This window comes from Bacillus sp. 123MFChir2 (genome assembly GCF_000383235.1).
Classification (GTDB): domain Bacteria; phylum Bacillota; class Bacilli; order Bacillales; family Bacillaceae_G; genus Bacillus_A.
Genome location: NZ_KB910932.1, coordinates 18,876 through 37,230, shown reverse-complemented (window position 1 = coordinate 37,230; position 18,355 = coordinate 18,876). Strand labels below are relative to the sequence as shown.

Genomic DNA, 18,355 nt, shown 5'->3' with positions numbered 1-18,355 from the left:
ATCAGTGGAGGCTAAAGAACCCCCGCTGATGGAAGTCTCAATTTATTAGAAAATAATTTGAAATGCTTGAAAACCAAAGTATATGCCATAAATAATAAGTGAAATTCCAGATATGACTGTAATTATAGATAACAAACGTGCATCTAACATTTTACGGAAAATACTAGAAGTACTTGCTATGGTAAGATCCCATAAAAGTATACCTAAAATGATGCCTATGCTGTATAACAAAAGCTGTTCTTTATTATAAGAGGAAGCAGCCTTGGCTAATATAGATCCGAAAATCCCAAGCCAAAATAAAATGGTTAGTGGGTTAGATAAGGACATAAAGAAGCCAGAAAAAAAGGTTTTAATAATGGAATCATTATTTTGAGATCTTGTGATACTAATTTCATTAGCACCCCTCAAACTTTCTATACCTGTATAAATCAAAATAAAAGCTCCGAAACACCATAGGAAGAGTTTGATAATATTTTCTTCAAGAAAATGAATGACACCTAAATAAATAAGTATCATATAGAAAATATCTGCTATTAAGGCACCTATGCCAAGAATCCATGCGTGAAAAAACCCACTTCTAATACCTTTTTCTAATTGTGCAGCGTTAATCGGCCCGATTGGAGCAGATAATGATAACCCTAAGAAAACGTAGCTTAAAAATATGCCCACTTATAACAAGCTCCTCCCACTAAATCTTTATCTATTACTTAATCTATTCAGTAGTCAATGTTTGTACAACTAAATAATAAATGTCTTGATATTAAGCATATAATTCTTGCAGTTTACAGGAGCTCGAAATATTGAGTAATTACCTAATTTAAAACGAATGTAGCAATTCATAAACCTAATCAAGGGATTTGTGGTTATGATTTATTTTTTTTGCAAAAAATTTATGATTCGGAAAAATGGGCACTTTGATGGGATTGTTTCGTCATCACGCAAAAAATATTGCTGCCATTCATAATTTTCTTGCTGGCCATAGCTTTTAAGAGAGGGGTGAATGGGAGCTTTGTCATAGGTAGTTAAACGTTGGCGTATCAAGCTTCTTAGTTTTTGACTATATTTTTGAGATTTCATAATTTCTTGTAACACCCATCGAGGAGTTATAGCAAGCATCATACAGGGGAAATGTCTGCTCTGTCTCTTAACATGGGCAGGAGTAGCACAATAAACAAAATACGATTCATTATGGAAACAAAACTCCCATGTATTTTCCAAAGGATCATTAGGGATATGCTTGGGCCATTCTTTCTCGTCTAATATGCTAGTTTGATTAAGAAGCGACCAATAAATATGTTCAAAGTTTTGAACTGTAGCTTTTTCAACAAGCTCTGTTGGTGTTTCGATAAAAAGAATAAGAGAGGTGTATTTACCTGTTTTCTTAGAACATTCTGTATATTCCTTGAGTAACTTTGCGAATTGTTCGCTAGCATTTGGTGTTCTAGGATCATCTATAAATCCATATCTAAGGTGATTGAATGTAAAACCATGTTGTGCAGGGATACAAGGAAAAGGCCTACCTTTGTCAGTCATTTTTAAAATGAAAGAATGGAATACATTTTGTTGCCAAGCTGGAAGAGTAGTAATGTCCCTTTGTAGAGAGTTTTTATCGTAAAGTGTAATCATACTTTATTCCCTCCAAGAGCAATGATATATAGCGTATTAATCACTTGAAGAATAGGTGACTGACTAGATTATAATTTATGTTTTTAGGATCATTATAATAAATCAATGTTTTTGGAATTTAATTGGAAGTTTCCTGTTGCTATTTTTTCTCTTGATACGAACCATTACGATTAAGTGATTAGAACGAAGTAATATAAATAATTATTTAAAGATAATTTCCTTTTTTGTAAAGTGAGGTTTGGTAGGAAACTTAATCACGCTGTATGAAAGGATACAGAATTTTATAAGGATAATAATTTTTTAGTAACTCTACATACTAAAGAGCATAATCGAAAAAGGGGTTTGCTCTTATGAATGAGAAGATGAATCAAAACTTAAAAAGTAATTTAGATGATACAATTTTACCTTTAACTTCACTTAGTAGTGGAAGTAGTCTGGAAGTTGCGCCATATATTTATTGTTTATGTATAAAAATTGTAAATGTATGTTTCGTTGGTAATCCTACAAAACAAAATGAATGGGTTTTAATTGATACAGGAATGCCCAAATCAGTGGATCTTATCACAGAATTGGCAGAAGAGAAGTTTGGTAAGCATAGTAAACCAAAAGCGATTATATTGACTCATGGTCACTTTGATCATGTTGGTTCTGTAATTGAATTAGTTAAGCAATGGAATGTTCCGGTTTATGCGCATAAGCTAGAGATACCCTACTTAAATGGTGAACAAGATTATCCAAATCCAGATGGAACCGTAGAAGGTGGAGTTATAGCAAAAATTTCCCCGTTGTTTCCAAATCAGGGGATTGATTTAGGGGAATACATACATGAATTACCACTGGATGGCAGTGTTCCCTATATGCCTGAATGGAGTTGGATACACACTCCTGGACATACTCGTGGGCATGTATCTTTGTTTCGAAAGAGAGACCATTTCTTAATAGCTGGAGATGCTTTTGTTACTGTCAGACAAGATTCGTTGTATAAAGTATTGACTCAACAAAAAGAACTAAATGGTCCACCGAGATATCTTACGACCGATTGGGAGAGCGCCTGGGAGTCTGTAAAAACACTTGAGAAGTTAAATCCTAAATTTGTAGTGACAGGGCACGGTCTACCTATGACTGGGGAAGAATTAAGAAATGAATTGCGTCGTTTAGTGAAGAATTTTGATAAAGTAGCTATTCCTGATTACGGAAGATATATTTAACAGTAATCCTTATATAAAACACTAAACGTCTAATTTTTTCTTAATTTACAGTAGAAATATTTAATTTATTAATAAATTAAATATTTTTAAAAGAAGAGACGATTTGTTCTTCCTTTATATGAAAATTTAATTCGCTTTAACATGCATAAATATTGATTTTCGTCTTAAAATATAGCTAAAAGACATAGGGAAGAGAAGGCATTATGAAAACGTTTCATAACAAGGTCATGCATTCCTCCTGACTCTCTTTAATAACTTAGAAAATAATTTTTGTATCATAAATATGAAAGATATTTTGAAGAAATGTTAAAAAAGGAGGCATGTGAATATGAAAGCTGTAACCTATCAAGGGCCAAATCAAGTACAGGTTAAACAAGTTGATGATGCAAGATTAGAAAAAAAAGATGATATTCTTGTAAAAATTACTTCAACTGCTATTTGTGGATCCGATTTACATTTATACCAAGGTAATATGCCTTTACCACCAGGATACATTATCGGTCATGAACCAATGGGGATTGTGGAAGAGGTGGGTCCTGATGTCACTAAAGTAAAAAAAGGAGATCGTGTTGTCATCCCTTTTAATGTTGCTTGTGGGCATTGTTTTTATTGCCAACATGAAATGGAAAGTCAATGTGATAACTCAAATCCTCATTATGATTCTGGTGGCTACTTTGGTTATACAGAGAAATTTGGTAACCATCCAGGTGGTCAAGCTGAATATTTAAAAGTTCCTTTTGGTAACTTCACTCCCTTTGTTATACCAGAGTCATGCGAGCTTGAGGATGAGTCATTACTTTTTTTATCCGATGTTTTACCGACAGCATATTGGAGTGTAATAAATGCAGGTGTAAAATCAGGCGATACTGTTATCGTGCTTGGTTGTGGACCTGTTGGATTAATGACACAAAAATTTGCTTGGATGAAGGGTGCCAAGCGTGTAATTGCAGTTGATTATTTGGATTATCGAATAAATTATGCAAAAAAGATTAATAATGTTGAGGTATTTGAGTTTACAAAATACCCGGATATGGGAGAACATTTAAAAGAAATCACGCATGGTGGAGCGGATGTTGTCATCGATTGTGTAGGTATGGACGGGAAAAAATCGCCTTTGGAGTTTGTTGAACAAAAATTAAAATTACAAGGAGGAACCCTTGGTCCTATACAAATTGCTACAAAAGCCGTCCGAAAATATGGAACGGTTCAAATGACAGGTGTTTATGGCGGCAACTATAATGCATTTCCACTAGGTGCATTTTGGAGTAGGAATATTAACCTTAGAATGGGACAAGCTCCGGTCATTCATTTTATGCCTGAACTGTTTGAAAAAATAACAAAAAATGAATTTGATCCAAAGGAAATCATTACGCACAAACTCCCTCTTGAAGAAGCGAGTTTTGGTTATCAGATTTTTAATAATCGTGAGGATAATTGTATAAAAGTTATTTTGAAACCTTAAAAATTCGTCCTTTCTCATTAATCCGTTTTAATTATTTTTTATACTAAAGATAAGATTCAATTCCGATGATCTTATCTTTTTTACTTTGAAAAGTAAATATTGAATAAATTTTAAATGTAAATATATATTTAAAATCATTAATACATGTCCTGCTGCGCTGACTCAATTAAAGAAGCAAGCGGATACAATTTGATTAAAAGAAGTTGATAGTGTTACATTTCAATCAACATCGAAAAACCTCGCAAATGCTATTCTTCGATTCAAGTCTAAATAGAATAAAGTTTAATCTTACACGACCGAAAATGAACGGAAACATTGCCATTATAGATAACAAAATGAAATTATCCAAATTTGTTCTAGTTCGCTTTTCCAAAATTCATGAATTAAAAGGACTTATCTTGTATGCAATAATTCGATGTAAACGAGTGGTAAGTATTTTGTATCAGTCCTTATTGAAACAAAAGTACAACAAATGCTTAAAAATGAATCCGCTTGTGAAATTGACTTTGGACAAAAAGATTTTGCGATACAGGAAAGCTCCTGCATGACTTTAATCCACCTTATAAAGATTTTCTAATTTAGATTTATGACCAACCCTTTATAAATGGTTGGTCACAATAATCTCAAAGCTCCATATCCCTTAATCCCGGACTATGCTCATTTGGCATTTCAGGAAGTTCTGGAACAGGAAAACCTTTTGGTGGCTCCGTTACACTTAAGACTCCTTTGTTTCTACTTGGTGATTCACCCTGAAAGATCTCTCCGATTCTTGTTTCATCTAACCTGAAATTAAATTGAGTATTATGAAATCCCATTTCTACGTACTTTCTACACTCAGGATATTTATTGATATCGTAGTTTGGTACTGGGAAGAGTTTTCCCCATTCAACGCCTAAAGTTTCTAATGCTTTTGCAAATGCATTTTGATGTGCATTATCACGCACAATTAAAAAGGCAAGTGTTTCACGAAAAGTTTGATTTGAGCTCATTTCATAAATCCTTGTCTTTTGAAGTACTCCAGTTGATTCAAGAACTAGGTTATCCATTAGATCACTTATTAGATTTCCATGACTGTATACCCAAGAGCCGTTCCAGGGGTTACCGGCTGCATCTACTGGCAATGAGCTTTGAGCGCCTACAATAAAATGGTGAGGATTTGCATGTTTAACCGCCTCATCAAGCGGTGCTCTATCCTTACCAGCATTACCTGGCGTAGGTTCACCAGCTCCATTTAGTAATTGATTAATTGTATTTTGAACAAGCTCTACATGACTAATTTCCTCAAGAAAAACCCCTCGAAGTAAATCACGATATTGCTTCGCTTTTCCTCTAAAGTTTGAACTTTGAAAAAAATATTGCATCATCGTACGCATTTCACCAAAATGGCCACCAAGTATTTCTTGTAAGACCTTTGCAGCGGCGGGATCTGGTTTGTCTGGCTTAATAATATTAATCAATTCTTCTTTGTAATAATACATAGAAAATACCTCTCTTTTTTTAGATAAACAACAATTATAAAATCCCCTAAATTAAGGTAATTTATTCCTGTATATTTTTTTATACTCTAATGCTGTATTTAAAATAGATAATTAATAAAGAACATACCCTGCTTTTGGTAAAAAGCAGGGTATGTTCTTATGTAGCAGATAGAATTCCGTATATTTTTTAGTTTTTAAAGAGGGTGTTGTTGATTTTGTGCTACATTTAGAGCTGTTTGTGTAGTCATTAAATCTACTTGTAGTTGTTCTTGTACATTAGTTGGATGATAATATCCTTTATCAATCATATATTGACTTACTTGCTTATGTGTATCAATTGCATCTTGTAAATGTTGACGTAATACTTCACGAGTTTGATCAGAAGTAACTTCTGTAATCGCATAAGCATAATTTCTTACAGCTGTTTTAGATCCAAGTAATAAATCCGTTGCGATAATCTGATCTGTCATAGGTCCCATACCTGTAATGTTTTGTATAGATTCATTCATTTATTACACCTTTTTGTTATTAAGATAGTAAGTTTTTTAAGTCTTGGCAATGTTTCATAGCCATGTTCACATCTTGTTGTAATAAACTTTGTAGAGCCGGATCTTGAGCTACGCCAGCCATAACAGCTGATTTTGTCATACATACATTTTTAAATGTTAACATTTCATGTAACTCATTCACTTCATGAACACCTTTTGTATTAGATTCTATTTACTTATCACTCCTTTTTCATATGAATTCAAATAAGAGAAGAGGAGAAGAGAAGGAGGAATAACAAAATTATTTCAAACAAACCTTTTTATGAAATGGTGTTAGAAAAGTGCCTCTTCTTGGCTTTCTCAGCCATATTTTAAGTAGAAAAATAAAACGTATACTCAAATTCAGGTGGAATAAAATACCATAAAAAGGAATAATTAATTTTTTAGGATTAGTAGCATATTAAAAACATAGGAGGTGATACAATATGGCAAATAATAATAGCGGAAATCGTAATGAATTATTGGTTCAAGGTGCTGAAAGTGCACTTGATCAAATGAAATATGAAATCGCGCAAGAATTCGGCGTACAACTTAGTGCAGATACAACAGCTCGTGCAAACGGTTCTGTTGGTGGTGAAATCACTAAACGCTTAGTAGCAATGGCTGAACAACAATTGGGTGGTGGAGTTACTCGTTAACTTCATCCTAAAATAGAAAAGATTAGGGCAAACGATATGATTGATTATTGGAAGTATAGCAGGTTACAGTAGTTAACACATCTAGCTCTTCTATATGGTCTGTATTCAATTTATAAAATAAACTCTCATAAAATGCATTTGTACTCAAAGATTCTTGATTATTGTAAATAAATAATCTTTGGGTATTTTATTTGAAAAACTTCTTTTCTAGATTACAAGCACATATCTTGTGGGGAAGGTGTTTCCCATGAATATTAAAAAGTCTTTTATAGGAACAAATATACTAAAAAGTTTATTTTCAGTATTGAAAAGCATACTGACTATAATATTTATAAAAGGGAGGCATCTTAAAATGGGTGTATTAAGTGGAAATCCTCAAAATGAACCTTTACATTATGGAGAAATATTTGATATTTGGAGTTATTTGCTTGCAGCACAAGGAGCAGTTGCTGGCCACCAGGTTTACATTAACCACACGGGTGATGAAGATTTAAAGAAGTTCTTAGAAAATCTAATTGAGAATGATATGACTTCTGAAATAGAAGAACTAAAAGCTCTTTTAAAGGTAAATGGAGTAGCTTTACCACCAGCACCTCCAGAAAGACCGGTTGCATCTATCGAAGATATCCCTCCTGGAGCACGCATCAATGATGTTGAAATTGCAGCAGCTGTTTCTACAGGTCTAGCCGCAGGATTAGTAATTTGTAGTCAAGTAATGGGAAAATGCCTTCGAGAAGATGTGGGAATGCTTTTTGGACAATTTCATATGAAAAAGGCACAAGCTGGAGCAACTTTACTACGTCTAAGTAAGAAAAAAGGCTGGATAGTTCCTCCACCATTACATGTTAAAAATACTGAACAAGCTTAATAAAAAAAGTGGCAGAAGCCACTTTTTTTATTTCATTTTATTCTTTGTATCATTTTCATTTTGAATGGATCTTACTTTTTCTATTTCAGAACTAAATATTCATGTGAGATCTCCATAGCATATCTATCCTGATGTATGTTAGTTGATTCTCGTAGATCATTATTTTTATGTAAAACCACTTTTTTCATATAAATGTGAAAAAATACTTCTATCACACCGATAAGAAGTACCGCCCAAAATGAGGATGCGAAAATGTTGCGAATGAAATCAGCCTCTGTAAGAAGATAAGCCAATACCCAGATTCCTAAAAAATTTAACCCGAAATCTGCAATTGTAGCAATCATATTTCCATACTTAGGTAGAACAAATAAATCTCCTATTAAGTAGGCTGTTCCTGTAATTAGTAATGAAATCAGTAATGTTTTAGAAAGTGAAATGTTTTGGAATATACCTAATATCATCAATAATACGGCGCTAATAGCGGAAGTCGTAATCGATTATTAGTACAAGGTGCTGAAAGTGCAGTTGATCAAATGAAGTATGAAATTGCATAAGAATTCGGCGTACAACTTGGTGCAGATACAACAGCTCGTGCAAACGGTTCTGTTGGTGGAGAAATTACAAAACGTTTAGTAGCAATGGCTGAACAACAGATTGGTATTGGATTTACTCGCTAATTTTATATAGTAAATGTCTCTCCTTTTTAATGAAATAATGTTGTTCATATTTAGATGAAGTAGATTATGTGCCTTGATTTATATAGGTTTATGATACATATATTATACATTAGGGAATTCAATGTTAAATCCAGTGCTACCGTTAATCGAAAAAAAATTAAAAATTAGTGATTTCAGGTTTCTCTTATTATCACGATTTATTCTGTTGTTGCTATTATTTTAATCCCTATAGCCGGTTATTTATCTGATAAATGGGGGGAAGTGATTATCCCAAATTTATTAATAGCAGCTATAGAAGGCACTATTACAGGGTGGGTATCATGGAGGTTTGAAAATCCTTATGTGTGGATTTTGATTGGAAGAATTATTCAAGGAATTGGTTCGGCTGGTGCAATGCCTGTTGTCATTCCTTGTGTAGGTGATATGTTTCAGAATGAAAAACAAGTAAGTAGTGCTCTGGGATTAATAGAAACATCAAATACATTAGGAAAGGTGTATCACTTAAAGGGTAGCTTGTTTGTAGTATGTGCAGAATTTTAGATGTTATGCAGGTGAATCCAATAAGAAAAGACACTCAAATTGAGTGCCATTCTTTTAGCATCAGCAGCCAAATCCACCTCCAAAACAACTACAACCGATTATGATTAATAAGATAAATAGCACAATCAGTAAGGCGAATCCGCCACCGAAGCCACAACAACCAGATCCAAAACCCATAATTTAGCCCTCCTTTAAGTGAGGAAACAAAAAATGGTAGCAATGGTTACGGAAATTTCGGTGGATTTACATTATATTATGTGATTTGAAACTAAAGAGTGCCTGTATGTAAACACCTTCTTTAGTAATACCAATAGGGCACCTTATATAGAGTGTATTTGGATAAGAAAGCATAAGGTATACGAAAAAGGATACTGTTATAAATTCCTATCATGATGTTAATAATACATTCGCTATAAATAAATAGAAAAATCTTTCTTTGTATATGATATGTTTACAAAGATTTAGTTAGTCTAACAAAGCTTCAAGTAAAAATCCCAATAGAGCGAGGTGGGCTTTTTTGTTTTTCTTTAGGTGTCGCACTTAAGTACAATTCGTCATTTGTAATGATAATATCCAAAAGGTAAGGGGGGATGAATTAAATTAAACATGAGATGTTTCAGATAAAAAGAAAACGTGAAACTTGTCCTTATGGTACATAAGTGTATACAGCTTATACATTGGTCGCATATCTTAAAATAACTGTATAAACCAATCGTGTCAGGAGAGATTTTATGAAAGTTATAATTTTGTGTGGGGGGAAAGGACTAAGGATGCAGGGGGTTTTAGAAGGTGTACCCAAACCATTAGTTCGGGTACAGGGAAAGCCTCTCATTTGGCATATTATGAATTGGTATAGTAAATTTGGACATCAGGAATTTATATTGCCGTTAGGATATAAAGGGGAACAAATTAAAGAATATTTCATGAATTATAATTGGAAAGAGTCTGATTTTGTTTTAGATCTTCAAAAAAATCAGTATCAATTGCTTGAGGAACAAAAATCGTGGAATATAAAATTCATTGATACAGGAATGGAAACAATGACTGGAGCAAGGCTGAAGAGGCTTGAAAATCATGTGCAGGATGAACTGTTTTTATTAACTTATGGTGACGGGTTAGCACATATAGATATTAATGGGCTTATAAAATTTCATAAAGAAAAAGGAAAAGTTGCAACACTGACTGGCATTAAGAAAAATAGTCAGTATGGCTTATTGCAGGTTGAAAACGGAATTGCTACAGAATTTAAGGAAAAACCCTTACTTGATAGTTTAATAAATGGAGGTTTTTTTGTATTTAATAAAGCGATATTTAATTACTTAAGTGATGAAGATACGTGTATTCTTGAGGAAAAACCATTGCACAATTTAATAAAAAATAACGAACTAGCAGTTTACGAATATAATGGTTTCTGGATTAGTGTGGATACACCAAAAGATTTGAAGGATGTAAATGAAAATTGGGATCCTCATAAAAAGTAATTCAAAGGAGTGAAAAGATATTGAACTCTAATGATAGAAAAGAGAATGTACCTCGTCCATTTATTCCCTCTAAAGAAAAAATAAATTTTCAACTATCTCGAAAACTTCCTTCCAAAAATAGGTCTACACATTCTACAGTGAATACAAATATTCAATTAGATTCTAATAAGAACGTTAGACACGGAAATCATCTTTGCGTCATAGTAGGAACAGAATATGTTTTAAAAGTAATTGCTTTACAACAATCTTTAATGGAGAACACCAAAGAGTGTACATTGTGGATTTGTTGTATTGATTCAGTTGCTTATTCAATATTGAAGAAAATGAATTTGAATCAAGTCATGCTTATACGGGTAGAAGAACTGGAGGATAATCGCTTAAAAAGTATTAAGGCAGAAAGAAAAGTTAATGAGTATTGTTGGACTTTGAAGCCTGTTTTCATAGAATATTTACTTGTGAATTTTGAATTACCATCCGTTCTTTACTGTGATGGTGATTTGTGTTTTTTCTCTAATCCTGCTGTTATATTTGATGAATGGGGAGGGGATTCTGTTTTTCTTTGTCCGCAGAGGGATCGTGATTGGGTAGAACAAGCATATGGTAAATATCAAGCAGGGTTAATTGGCTTTAAAAATGATTCTTACGGATTAAAAAGTGTAAGATGGTGGAAAGAAAAGTGTTTGGATTGGTGTAGTTCAAATCCTGACAATGAAAGATTTGGAGATCAAAAATATTTGGATTATATTCCCATTTATTTTCCGAGGGTAAAGATATCCAAAAATCTAGGAGTAAACGCAGCCCCATGGAATTGTATTTACAATAATAATTTTAGTATTTCTAAAAATTTAAATGAAGTATATATTGAAGCGGATCAATTAGTTGTTTATCATTTTGCATGTATTACAATTTTTAGTGAAAATGAATTTGATCTTTGGTCTTTAGGGAAAATTGACATACCTAATAATATACTAGATTGTATTTACACTCCTTATTTAAGTCGACTACACTCCATTCTTAGTGAATTAAAATTAAAAATTGGTGAAGAATCAAATAAACTTTTAAGTAGTAAACATATTAATGAAGCAATGACCCCATATAAGAATTCAAATTTAAGAAGAAAAATGAATCAGTGGGATAATTTCTTGAATTTTTCATTCATTATAAGTCAAAAGTATATTATTCAAGGGCTAACCTGTTATTATTCACTAGTAAACCAGGTAGAAAACTTTAATGTGTGGATTTGTTGTATGGATGATTTCACTTACCAAGCTTTAATAAAGTTGCAGTTAAAACATGCTATTCTTATTCATGTTAAGGAGGTAGAAAATCAAGAATTCCTAAATGTAAAAAATAAAAGAAGCTTGAAAGAGTATTGCTGGACGTTAAAAGCCCCATTATGTCTTCATATATTGCAACATTACCCCGAAGTGGATCACATTATATATTGTGATGCAGATATGTACTTTTTTTCTAACCCTAACATAATTTTGCGTGAATGGTGGAAATATTCCGTTTTTCTATGCCCGCAAAGGGGCACAACAGAACTTGAAAATATACATGGTATGTATCAAGCCGGTTTAATTGGATTTAAAAATGATAAAAATGGTAAGGAAATTTTAGAATGGTGGAGAGATAAGTGTCTTGAGTATTGCGAAGATAAGTATGATGTTGAATTTAATAGATGGGGAGACCAAAAATATTTAAACCATATTCCTAATATATACTCTAATATTAAAATCATAAATCAAAAAGGGATTAATGCAGCCCCGTGGAATGTAATTTTAAATAATCAAGATACGATAAGGATGGAAAACAAAAAGATTTTTGTAAATAACGATGAATTAATTGCCTTTCATTTTGGAAGCATGCAAATTTTTAATATGAATGAGTTTGATTTATGGAAGCATGAACATCTTAAAATTGACCCATTAATTTTAAAAGAAATTTACGTTCCTTACATCGAAAGCATAAGAAACACATGCCATATACTCTACAGTAGTCTTATAATGCACCTCACCCCATTATATGTTGAAGCATTGCATAAATTTTCAGTGAAAAACTATTATCAGTATACTTCCCTACTAAATTTAAACTACAATTGAAATTTTAAAATATGACGTTAGCTCATATAAAAACTATAAAAAAGGGTGTAAGAAAATAATAATGAATATCCTTTTTAAAGATTGTAAGGTACTTGTTACTGGTGGATATGGATTTATTGGTTCCCATTTAATACAGAGGTTATTAAACCTTCAGGCAAATGTAGGTATTTTGACAAGAGAATCATCAAATTCATGGCGGCTTAATAATGCATTAAGTAGTGTGGAAGTGTATAAGGCAGATATACGAAATAAAACGCAAGTTCAAAATATAATAAAAAAATTTCATCCGGATTATATTTTTCATTTTGCTGCATACGGTGTGAATCCGACTCATAAAGACTATATGAGTGCAATTGAAACGAATGTTATAGGGACTATAAATGTTATTGAAGCTGCTAAGTTAGTAGATTGTAAAAAAATTATTAATTTAGGAAGTAGTTCAGAATATGGAGATAAGAGTGAATGGATTGATGAAAACATGGTATTAACTCCTGTAGATATATACGGAAGCAGTAAAGCGGCGGCTACAATAATAGCTCATCAAATTGCTCGTGAAAATAATATTAACATAATAACCCTTAGACCTTTTGGCATATTTGGAGAAATGGAAGCACCAAATAAACTTTTTGCTCACATCATTTTACAAACATTGCAAAGCAGGAATGTGGATTTAACTCTTTGTAATCAATTGAGAGATTATTGTTATATCGATAATATTGTGGACGCTTGTATTCTAGCAATTGAGAATGATTCTGTGCAGAACGATATTTTTAATATTGGGAGTGGTGAGGTGCATCAATTAAAGTATTATGTAGAATTACTTTTTAGGCACTTACAGACAGATGGAAAACCAAATTATGGTGCGCTTCCTTATAGAGAAAATGAGAGGTGGGTTCCTAAGCCGAATATTAATAAAGTTAAAAAAATGCTTTTCTGGGAACCGAAAATAAGTGTTGAAGAAGGAATAATTAGAACAATTAGATGGTATAAACATAACATTCATTTATATCCAAATTTATAGTTTAAAGGTGTGAACCGTTTGTTAAATCATAATTTTAATAATGTATTTCATGGAAAAAGGGTTCTCATTACAGGACATACAGGCTTCAAAGGTTCTTGGTTATCGATATGGTTGAGGGAACTGGGTGCGACCGTTATTGGATACTCCTTGGACCCTAAAAATAAAAAGGATAATTTTGTTGTAACAGATCTCCAAAGAGACATAATTGACTTACGGGGAGATATTAGAGATTTTAATAAATTAAATGATGTATTTAGTAAATATAAACCCGAAATTGTATTTCATATGGCTGCGCAATCACTTGTTAACTATTCATATCATCATCCAAAATATACGTACGACGTAAATGTTATGGGAACGCTAAATATATTAGAAGCAGTTAGAACACATGAATCGGTTAAAGTATGTATTATGGTTACTAGTGATAAATGCTATGAAAATAAAGAATGGGTTTGGGGATACCGAGAAAATGATTCTATGGGTGGGCATGATCCATATAGTTCTAGTAAAGGCTGTTGTGAACTTTTAATTTCTTCTTATCGAAATTCTTACTTTCGAGAGAAAAAATATGAGCGTCATCAGAAAGTTATTGCCAGTGTTAGAGCAGGCAATGTAATTGGTGGAGGCGATTGGTCTGTAGATAGAATCATTCCTGATTGTATACGTGCGTTGGAAGCGAATCAAAAAATTATAATAAGAAACCCTCATGCAGTGCGCCCTTGGCAACATGTTTTGGAACCGTTAAGTGGTTATTTGCTTTTAACGGAAAAGATTTTAACAGAGGGAATTAGTTTTTCGGGAGCATGGAACTTCGGCCCCAAACTAAGCAGCATTGTCCCAGTACAAGAAGTTGTTATTGGGATCATAAAGAGTTGGGGTTCTGGTAGTTGGGAAATATCAAATGCACAAGAGGAAGAGTTCCATGAAGCAACATTATTGAATCTTGATACTAGTAAAGCAAAATTCAAACTGAATTGGAGTCCAAGGTGGTCTCTTCAACAGGCATTAGACAGTACGATGGAATGGTATAAAAATTATAATATGAATATGAGAGAACTCTGTGTAAAGCAAATTCAACAATATTGTCAATCATAAGTAAAGACAATAGCATCTTTCATAGGTTAGGAAGCCAATGATAAAAACACGAGTGAAAAAGAACCTCGAATTACGCAAGTATATTAGTAGTAGCGATTGGATTGCAATTTATTTTAATTGTAAAAAAGAAGTATAGTGAAATAAATCAGTAAGGTATTGTTTATACAAAAATAGTCTAAGTCATGTAATTTGATTTAGACTATTTTTATTTGTTAAGGATTATTTAAAGGGTTTAATAATATATTCCATTATTTACCATTGTGTTTAAGAGGAAAGAAGTATCATAAATTGTCCAATTTTATTTGCCTAAACAATTTTATAATAATGGATGATATGGTAAAATTTTATGTGCTGTGTGCGTTATTATATAAGATGGATATTTTTATATATAATAATGTACTATTTTTGTAAACCTTTTATTATGAATTTCGTTTATACTTGGTAAGTGTAAATTAGTAGAATTTCGTAATGTAAACATTTACATATTTTTTAGAGAAAGATGGGGGTGACTATGAATGCCCACACCAGTAAAGAAAAATAGCCGTTATATGGTTGGATTAGATAGTTTAAGAGGGCTAGCCATACTAGCTGTTGTTCTATATCATATCAATTTTAACTGGTTACCTGGAGGGTTTTTAGGTGTTACTGTATTTTTTGTACTTTCAGGTTATTTAATTACGGATATTCTTGTTGTTGAATGGAAGGAAAAAAGGCGCATTAACTTGAAAAATTTCTGGTTGCGCCGGGTGAGAAGATTGCTTCCAGGAATGCTAGTCATGCTCGTTATAACCTTAGCGTGGATTACCATTTCTCATAGCTCATTACTTTGGAAAATGCGTGGAGATTCGGTAGCAGCTTTATTTTATTTTAGTAACTGGTGGTATATTTATCACAAATTGTCATATTTTGAAAGTTTCGGTACAGTTTCGCCGCTAAATCATTTTTGGTCATTAGCTGTTGAGGAACAGTTTTATGTAGTTTGGCCACTTATCATCGGTTTAGGACTTTCCTGTGTAAAAAAACAATCACGTTTGACTCTATATATTTTTATTGGAGCAATTGCTTCAGCTGTCGCGATGGCGATGATATATGAACCAGGCGCTGATCCAAGTAGGGTTTATTATGGTACTGATACAAGAGCGTTTTCCTTACTAATTGGTGCAGCACTTGCTTTCATTTGGCCAAGCAGTAGATTGGCTCATAAAATTCTTCCAAAGGCTCGATTCGTTCTTGATGTAATTGGAGGAATAGCTCTTATTGTTATTCTCGTTATGTTTTGGAAAACGAATCAATATGATTCATTCTTATACCGCGGAGGAATGTTCCTTTTATCGATTGCTACTGCAATACTAGTAGCGAATCTTGCTCACCCAGCTAGCCGTATTAGTACTTTTTTAAGGTTTAGACCTTTACGCTGGATTGGTGTTCGTTCTTATGGGATATATCTTTGGCATTATCCGATTATCACACTAACAAACCCGCAAGGAAGTGCTGGGGAATTTCAGCTTACAAGAGCTATTTTTCAATTTTTTCTAATTTTGTTTATGGCGCAAATTTCGTGGAAATTTATCGAAAATCCAATTCGCAAAGGCGCATTGAAGAATTTTCAATTGCGTAACGTTAGATTAAGAAACTTAGCGTTAGGTGGTAAGTTCGTTTTAGCGTTTGCAATATTTGTTACGGTTACAGCTAGTTTTGGTTTATCAACAGCAGGTAAAGCAAAAGAGAATACTAGTAATAAAGTAGAGTCGGTACAAACGGAGCGAAAAGATCAACCTAACCATCCAGATGTTACTTGGGAAGAGCCAGGTGAAAAACCAACCGAAGACACAGAGGAAGGTCATTCTACGGAGTCTAAAGAATCTGAGACAATTACAGCTATTGGAGATTCAATTATGATCGACGTCACTCCTCATTTTAAAAAAGCTTTTCCTAATATTAATATTGATGCGAAGATTGGTAGGCAAATGTCTGAAGCGACTGCTGCGGTAGAAAGAATGAAAAAAGAGGGTACTTTAGGTCAGTCTGTTATTATTGGATTGGGTACGAACGGAGCATTTACTACTGGGCAAATAACATCATTAATGCAATCAATAGGTAATGAACGTAAAGTTATGTTGGTAAATACAAGAGTGCCGCGTCCATGGGAATCATTGGTGAATAACAAGTTAAAGGAAACAGCGTCAAAATTCTCAAATATTATGCTTGTTGATTGGTATTCAGCAAGTGCTGGAAAGAAGGAATATTTTGAACCAGATGGAGTTCATTTGACGAAAGCGGGAGAAGAGGCCTATACTTCGCTTGTAGTGAAGAGTATAAATAAGTAAACGAATAGAAAATTGACATTAAAAACAAACGGTTGAGGTAGGACTTAAATAGAGTTTCCAAATGAGAAGAGAGTCACGTTAGTATGCGACTCTCTTTTTATATTATGATGGTGTATTTTGTAAAAATTGAGAGTATAAATTGTGAAAATAATTTGGTCGAAAGATATTTGCAGCATGACCAGCTAATGGGATTTCTTTATATGAAACATTTGGAAGAATGGATTTTAAATCAAATAAACAAGATTTATATAGATGATCATGTTCTCCCATTACCCATAAAATTGGTTGTGTAAGTTCTCGTAATCGGGATTTTAAATCGAATTCCAAACGATGTCTTAGTGACTCTCGAATAATAGATGAGTGTAATTGTAATCCAAATCGATAGTAAATGTTTTTGGAAACGATCGCAAAGGGGTTTGCTTTTAGAATGCCACTTGGAAATATAGTATTTGCATATTGATAAAGCCAAGAAGAGTATTCATGATTTCGTTTGTCCCAAAATTTTTGAAAGACATTAAACAACTTAGATGGGTTATTGTAATGACCGCCAATATGACAAAGACTTAATACTTTTTCTGGGTACTTATGAGCAAATAAAGTGGCAATATAGCAACCATAGCTTAGGGCGCAAATGTGAGCTTGCTGGATCCCTTCTTTTTCATATAAATCTGACAATTGATCTACTAGTCGATCTAAAGAAAAATCAATGGCTTGTCCTTTATCATCACCATGGCCAAGTAAATCATACGTGATGATGTTATAAGATGATGAAAATAGTTTACACTCTTTTTTAAATGCACGACGATTTCCAACTAATCCATGAATGAATATAATCGTTTTTTTCTCAAAATCTTTTTTTGTTTGCAAAAGTATGCCCCTTTCAAATCTATCGTAGTAAAAAGAAAGTAAATTCTACTAGAATGTTGTTTTCACAAGTAAGCTTAGGCGCTGATTATGGTCAGAACATAATCATGGAATTATATAAATTAAGTTATTTTTAATGTTTACTAGACTAGTATAACTAATATTAAGTACCAGGTAATAATACCAGATGATTGTATAGTTTGTAAAGGTAACTTTCTAAAATAGAAATATATAAATCAATTTTAATCTTTCGACATATAAGTTGCTGTTATGCAGACTGCAACACGACCTGTACTCGCTTGCGAAAACATTGCATGTGGCAGGAAAAGGCCCTGACTGCTTCTATGCACGGCCAGATGCTCTCGTCTTCTCCCCTAAAAGGAAAGAGGTTTTTATATCGGTTTTTAATTTGGGTATATA

Annotated in this window: 17 protein-coding genes and 2 pseudogenes; 11 read left to right on the top strand and 8 right to left on the bottom strand. The window is 33.0% G+C overall.

Translation table 11 applies throughout. The annotated features are described in order from the left end of the window. Nucleotides 1–45: 45 nt before the first annotated feature. Both H280_RS0107295 and H280_RS0107290 read right to left on the bottom strand, forming a co-directional pair. Nucleotides 46–669 carry a LysE family transporter gene (locus tag H280_RS0107295; RefSeq protein ID WP_020060463.1) on the bottom strand — a complete coding sequence of 208 codons (624 nt, stop codon included), beginning with the start codon at nucleotides 667–669 and terminating at the stop codon, nucleotides 46–48. Between the two features lie 201 nt (nucleotides 670–870). After that, nucleotides 871–1,626, bottom strand: a complete 756-nt coding sequence (locus H280_RS0107290; protein ID WP_020060462.1) for a YqcI/YcgG family protein — start codon at nucleotides 1,624–1,626, stop codon at nucleotides 871–873. A gap of 362 nt (nucleotides 1,627–1,988) precedes the next feature. Between H280_RS0107290 and H280_RS0107285 the strand changes: the two genes are divergently transcribed. Further along, nucleotides 1,989–2,834, top strand: coding sequence for an MBL fold metallo-hydrolase (locus H280_RS0107285; RefSeq protein WP_028411143.1), 846 nt, complete (start codon nucleotides 1,989–1,991; stop codon nucleotides 2,832–2,834). Nucleotides 2,835–3,162: 328 nt separating this feature from the next. After that, entirely contained in the window at nucleotides 3,163–4,296 is a 1,134-nt protein-coding gene (locus H280_RS0107280; protein ID WP_020060460.1) for a zinc-dependent alcohol dehydrogenase, read from the top strand. Between the two features lie 623 nt (nucleotides 4,297–4,919). On the opposite strand, the gene H280_RS0107270 is transcribed toward H280_RS0107280, so the two are convergent. From H280_RS0107270 to H280_RS0107260, 3 genes are all read right to left on the bottom strand, one after another. After that, the gene (locus tag H280_RS0107270) at nucleotides 4,920–5,774 is read right to left on the bottom strand and encodes a manganese catalase family protein (RefSeq protein ID WP_020060459.1); all 855 of its coding nucleotides are present in this window, start codon (nucleotides 5,772–5,774) and stop codon (nucleotides 4,920–4,922) included. Nucleotides 5,775–5,968: 194 nt separating this feature from the next. Continuing rightward, nucleotides 5,969–6,283: a spore coat protein gene (locus H280_RS0107265; RefSeq protein ID WP_020060458.1), complete on the bottom strand. Its 315-nt coding sequence runs from the start codon at nucleotides 6,281–6,283 to the stop codon at nucleotides 5,969–5,971. Nucleotides 6,284–6,302: 19 nt separating this feature from the next. Beyond that, nucleotides 6,303–6,464 (bottom strand): hypothetical protein, encoded by a 162-nt coding sequence (locus H280_RS0107260; protein ID WP_020060457.1) that lies wholly within the window; start codon nucleotides 6,462–6,464, stop codon nucleotides 6,303–6,305. Between the two features lie 283 nt (nucleotides 6,465–6,747). Here H280_RS0107260 and H280_RS0107255 point away from each other — a divergent pair, with 283 nt between their 5' ends. Both H280_RS0107255 and H280_RS0107250 read left to right on the top strand, forming a co-directional pair. Continuing rightward, nucleotides 6,748–6,960, top strand: a complete 213-nt coding sequence (locus H280_RS0107255) for an alpha/beta-type small acid-soluble spore protein (protein WP_020060456.1) — start codon at nucleotides 6,748–6,750, stop codon at nucleotides 6,958–6,960. 352 nt (nucleotides 6,961–7,312) lie between these two features. Continuing rightward, complete coding sequence (locus H280_RS0107250; protein ID WP_020060455.1) at nucleotides 7,313–7,828, top strand: DUF3231 family protein; 516 nt, start codon at nucleotides 7,313–7,315, stop codon at nucleotides 7,826–7,828. An 80-nt stretch (nucleotides 7,829–7,908) separates the two neighbouring features. Here the strand turns inward: H280_RS0107250 and H280_RS0107245 are convergent, their stop codons facing one another. Next, nucleotides 7,909–8,289, bottom strand: coding sequence for a DUF2512 family protein (locus H280_RS0107245; protein WP_051094748.1), 381 nt, complete (start codon nucleotides 8,287–8,289; stop codon nucleotides 7,909–7,911). Between the two features lie 72 nt (nucleotides 8,290–8,361). On the opposite strand from H280_RS0107245, the pseudogene H280_RS24855 reads away from it, so the two are divergent. Further along, nucleotides 8,362–8,505, top strand: a pseudogene (locus H280_RS24855) (small, acid-soluble spore protein, alpha/beta type). A 121-nt stretch (nucleotides 8,506–8,626) separates the two neighbouring features. Next, a pseudogene (locus H280_RS24850) lies at nucleotides 8,627–9,000 on the top strand (MFS transporter); the annotation flags it as partial. 105 nt (nucleotides 9,001–9,105) lie between these two features. Here the strand turns inward: H280_RS24850 and H280_RS24845 are convergent. Next, nucleotides 9,106–9,222 carry a YjcZ family sporulation protein gene (locus tag H280_RS24845; protein WP_020060452.1) on the bottom strand — a complete coding sequence of 39 codons (117 nt, stop codon included), beginning with the start codon at nucleotides 9,220–9,222 and terminating at the stop codon, nucleotides 9,106–9,108. A 554-nt stretch (nucleotides 9,223–9,776) separates the two neighbouring features. Here H280_RS24845 and H280_RS0107230 point away from each other — a divergent pair. From H280_RS0107230 to H280_RS0107210, 5 genes are all read left to right on the top strand, one after another. Further along, nucleotides 9,777–10,526, top strand: a complete 750-nt coding sequence (locus H280_RS0107230; RefSeq protein ID WP_020060451.1) for a sugar phosphate nucleotidyltransferase — start codon at nucleotides 9,777–9,779, stop codon at nucleotides 10,524–10,526. Nucleotides 10,527–10,546: 20 nt separating this feature from the next. After that, complete coding sequence (locus tag H280_RS0107225) at nucleotides 10,547–12,628, top strand: putative nucleotide-diphospho-sugar transferase (RefSeq protein ID WP_020060450.1); 2,082 nt, start codon at nucleotides 10,547–10,549, stop codon at nucleotides 12,626–12,628. Between the two features lie 61 nt (nucleotides 12,629–12,689). Next, nucleotides 12,690–13,649 carry an NAD-dependent epimerase/dehydratase family protein gene (locus tag H280_RS0107220; protein WP_020060449.1) on the top strand — a complete coding sequence of 320 codons (960 nt, stop codon included), beginning with the start codon at nucleotides 12,690–12,692 and terminating at the stop codon, nucleotides 13,647–13,649. 18 nt (nucleotides 13,650–13,667) lie between these two features. Next, entirely contained in the window at nucleotides 13,668–14,744 is a 1,077-nt protein-coding gene (gene rfbG, locus H280_RS0107215) for a CDP-glucose 4,6-dehydratase (RefSeq protein WP_020060448.1), read from the top strand. Between the two features lie 515 nt (nucleotides 14,745–15,259). Continuing rightward, nucleotides 15,260–17,071, top strand: a complete 1,812-nt coding sequence (locus tag H280_RS0107210) for an acyltransferase family protein (RefSeq protein ID WP_020060447.1) — start codon at nucleotides 15,260–15,262, stop codon at nucleotides 17,069–17,071. A gap of 102 nt (nucleotides 17,072–17,173) precedes the next feature. Here the strand turns inward: H280_RS0107210 and H280_RS0107205 are convergent, their stop codons facing one another. Next, entirely contained in the window at nucleotides 17,174–17,938 is a 765-nt protein-coding gene (locus tag H280_RS0107205; RefSeq protein WP_020060446.1) for an alpha/beta fold hydrolase, read from the bottom strand. Nucleotides 17,939–18,355: the final 417 nt, after the last annotated feature.

Bases quoted from the DNA above. Each gene is read 5' to 3' on its own strand.
- H280_RS0107290 (WP_020060462.1), bottom strand. From the start codon at position 1,626: ATGATTACACTTTACGATAAAAACTCTCTACAAAGGGACATTACTACT.
- H280_RS0107285 (WP_028411143.1), top strand. From the start codon at position 1,989: ATGAATCAAAACTTAAAAAGTAATTTAGATGATACAATTTTACCTTTA.
- H280_RS0107280 (WP_020060460.1), top strand. From the start codon at position 3,163: ATGAAAGCTGTAACCTATCAAGGGCCAAATCAAGTACAGGTTAAACAA.
- H280_RS0107270 (WP_020060459.1), bottom strand. From the start codon at position 5,774: ATGTATTATTACAAAGAAGAATTGATTAATATTATTAAGCCAGACAAA.
- H280_RS0107265 (WP_020060458.1), bottom strand. From the start codon at position 6,283: ATGAATGAATCTATACAAAACATTACAGGTATGGGACCTATGACAGAT.
- H280_RS0107255 (WP_020060456.1), top strand. From the start codon at position 6,748: ATGGCAAATAATAATAGCGGAAATCGTAATGAATTATTGGTTCAAGGT.
- H280_RS0107250 (WP_020060455.1), top strand. From the start codon at position 7,313: ATGGGTGTATTAAGTGGAAATCCTCAAAATGAACCTTTACATTATGGA.
- H280_RS0107245 (WP_051094748.1), bottom strand. From the start codon at position 8,289: ATGATATTAGGTATATTCCAAAACATTTCACTTTCTAAAACATTACTG.
- H280_RS24845 (WP_020060452.1), bottom strand. From the start codon at position 9,222: ATGGGTTTTGGATCTGGTTGTTGTGGCTTCGGTGGCGGATTCGCCTTA.
- H280_RS0107230 (WP_020060451.1), top strand. From the start codon at position 9,777: ATGAAAGTTATAATTTTGTGTGGGGGGAAAGGACTAAGGATGCAGGGG.
- H280_RS0107220 (WP_020060449.1), top strand. From the start codon at position 12,690: ATGAATATCCTTTTTAAAGATTGTAAGGTACTTGTTACTGGTGGATAT.
- H280_RS0107210 (WP_020060447.1), top strand. From the start codon at position 15,260: ATGCCCACACCAGTAAAGAAAAATAGCCGTTATATGGTTGGATTAGAT.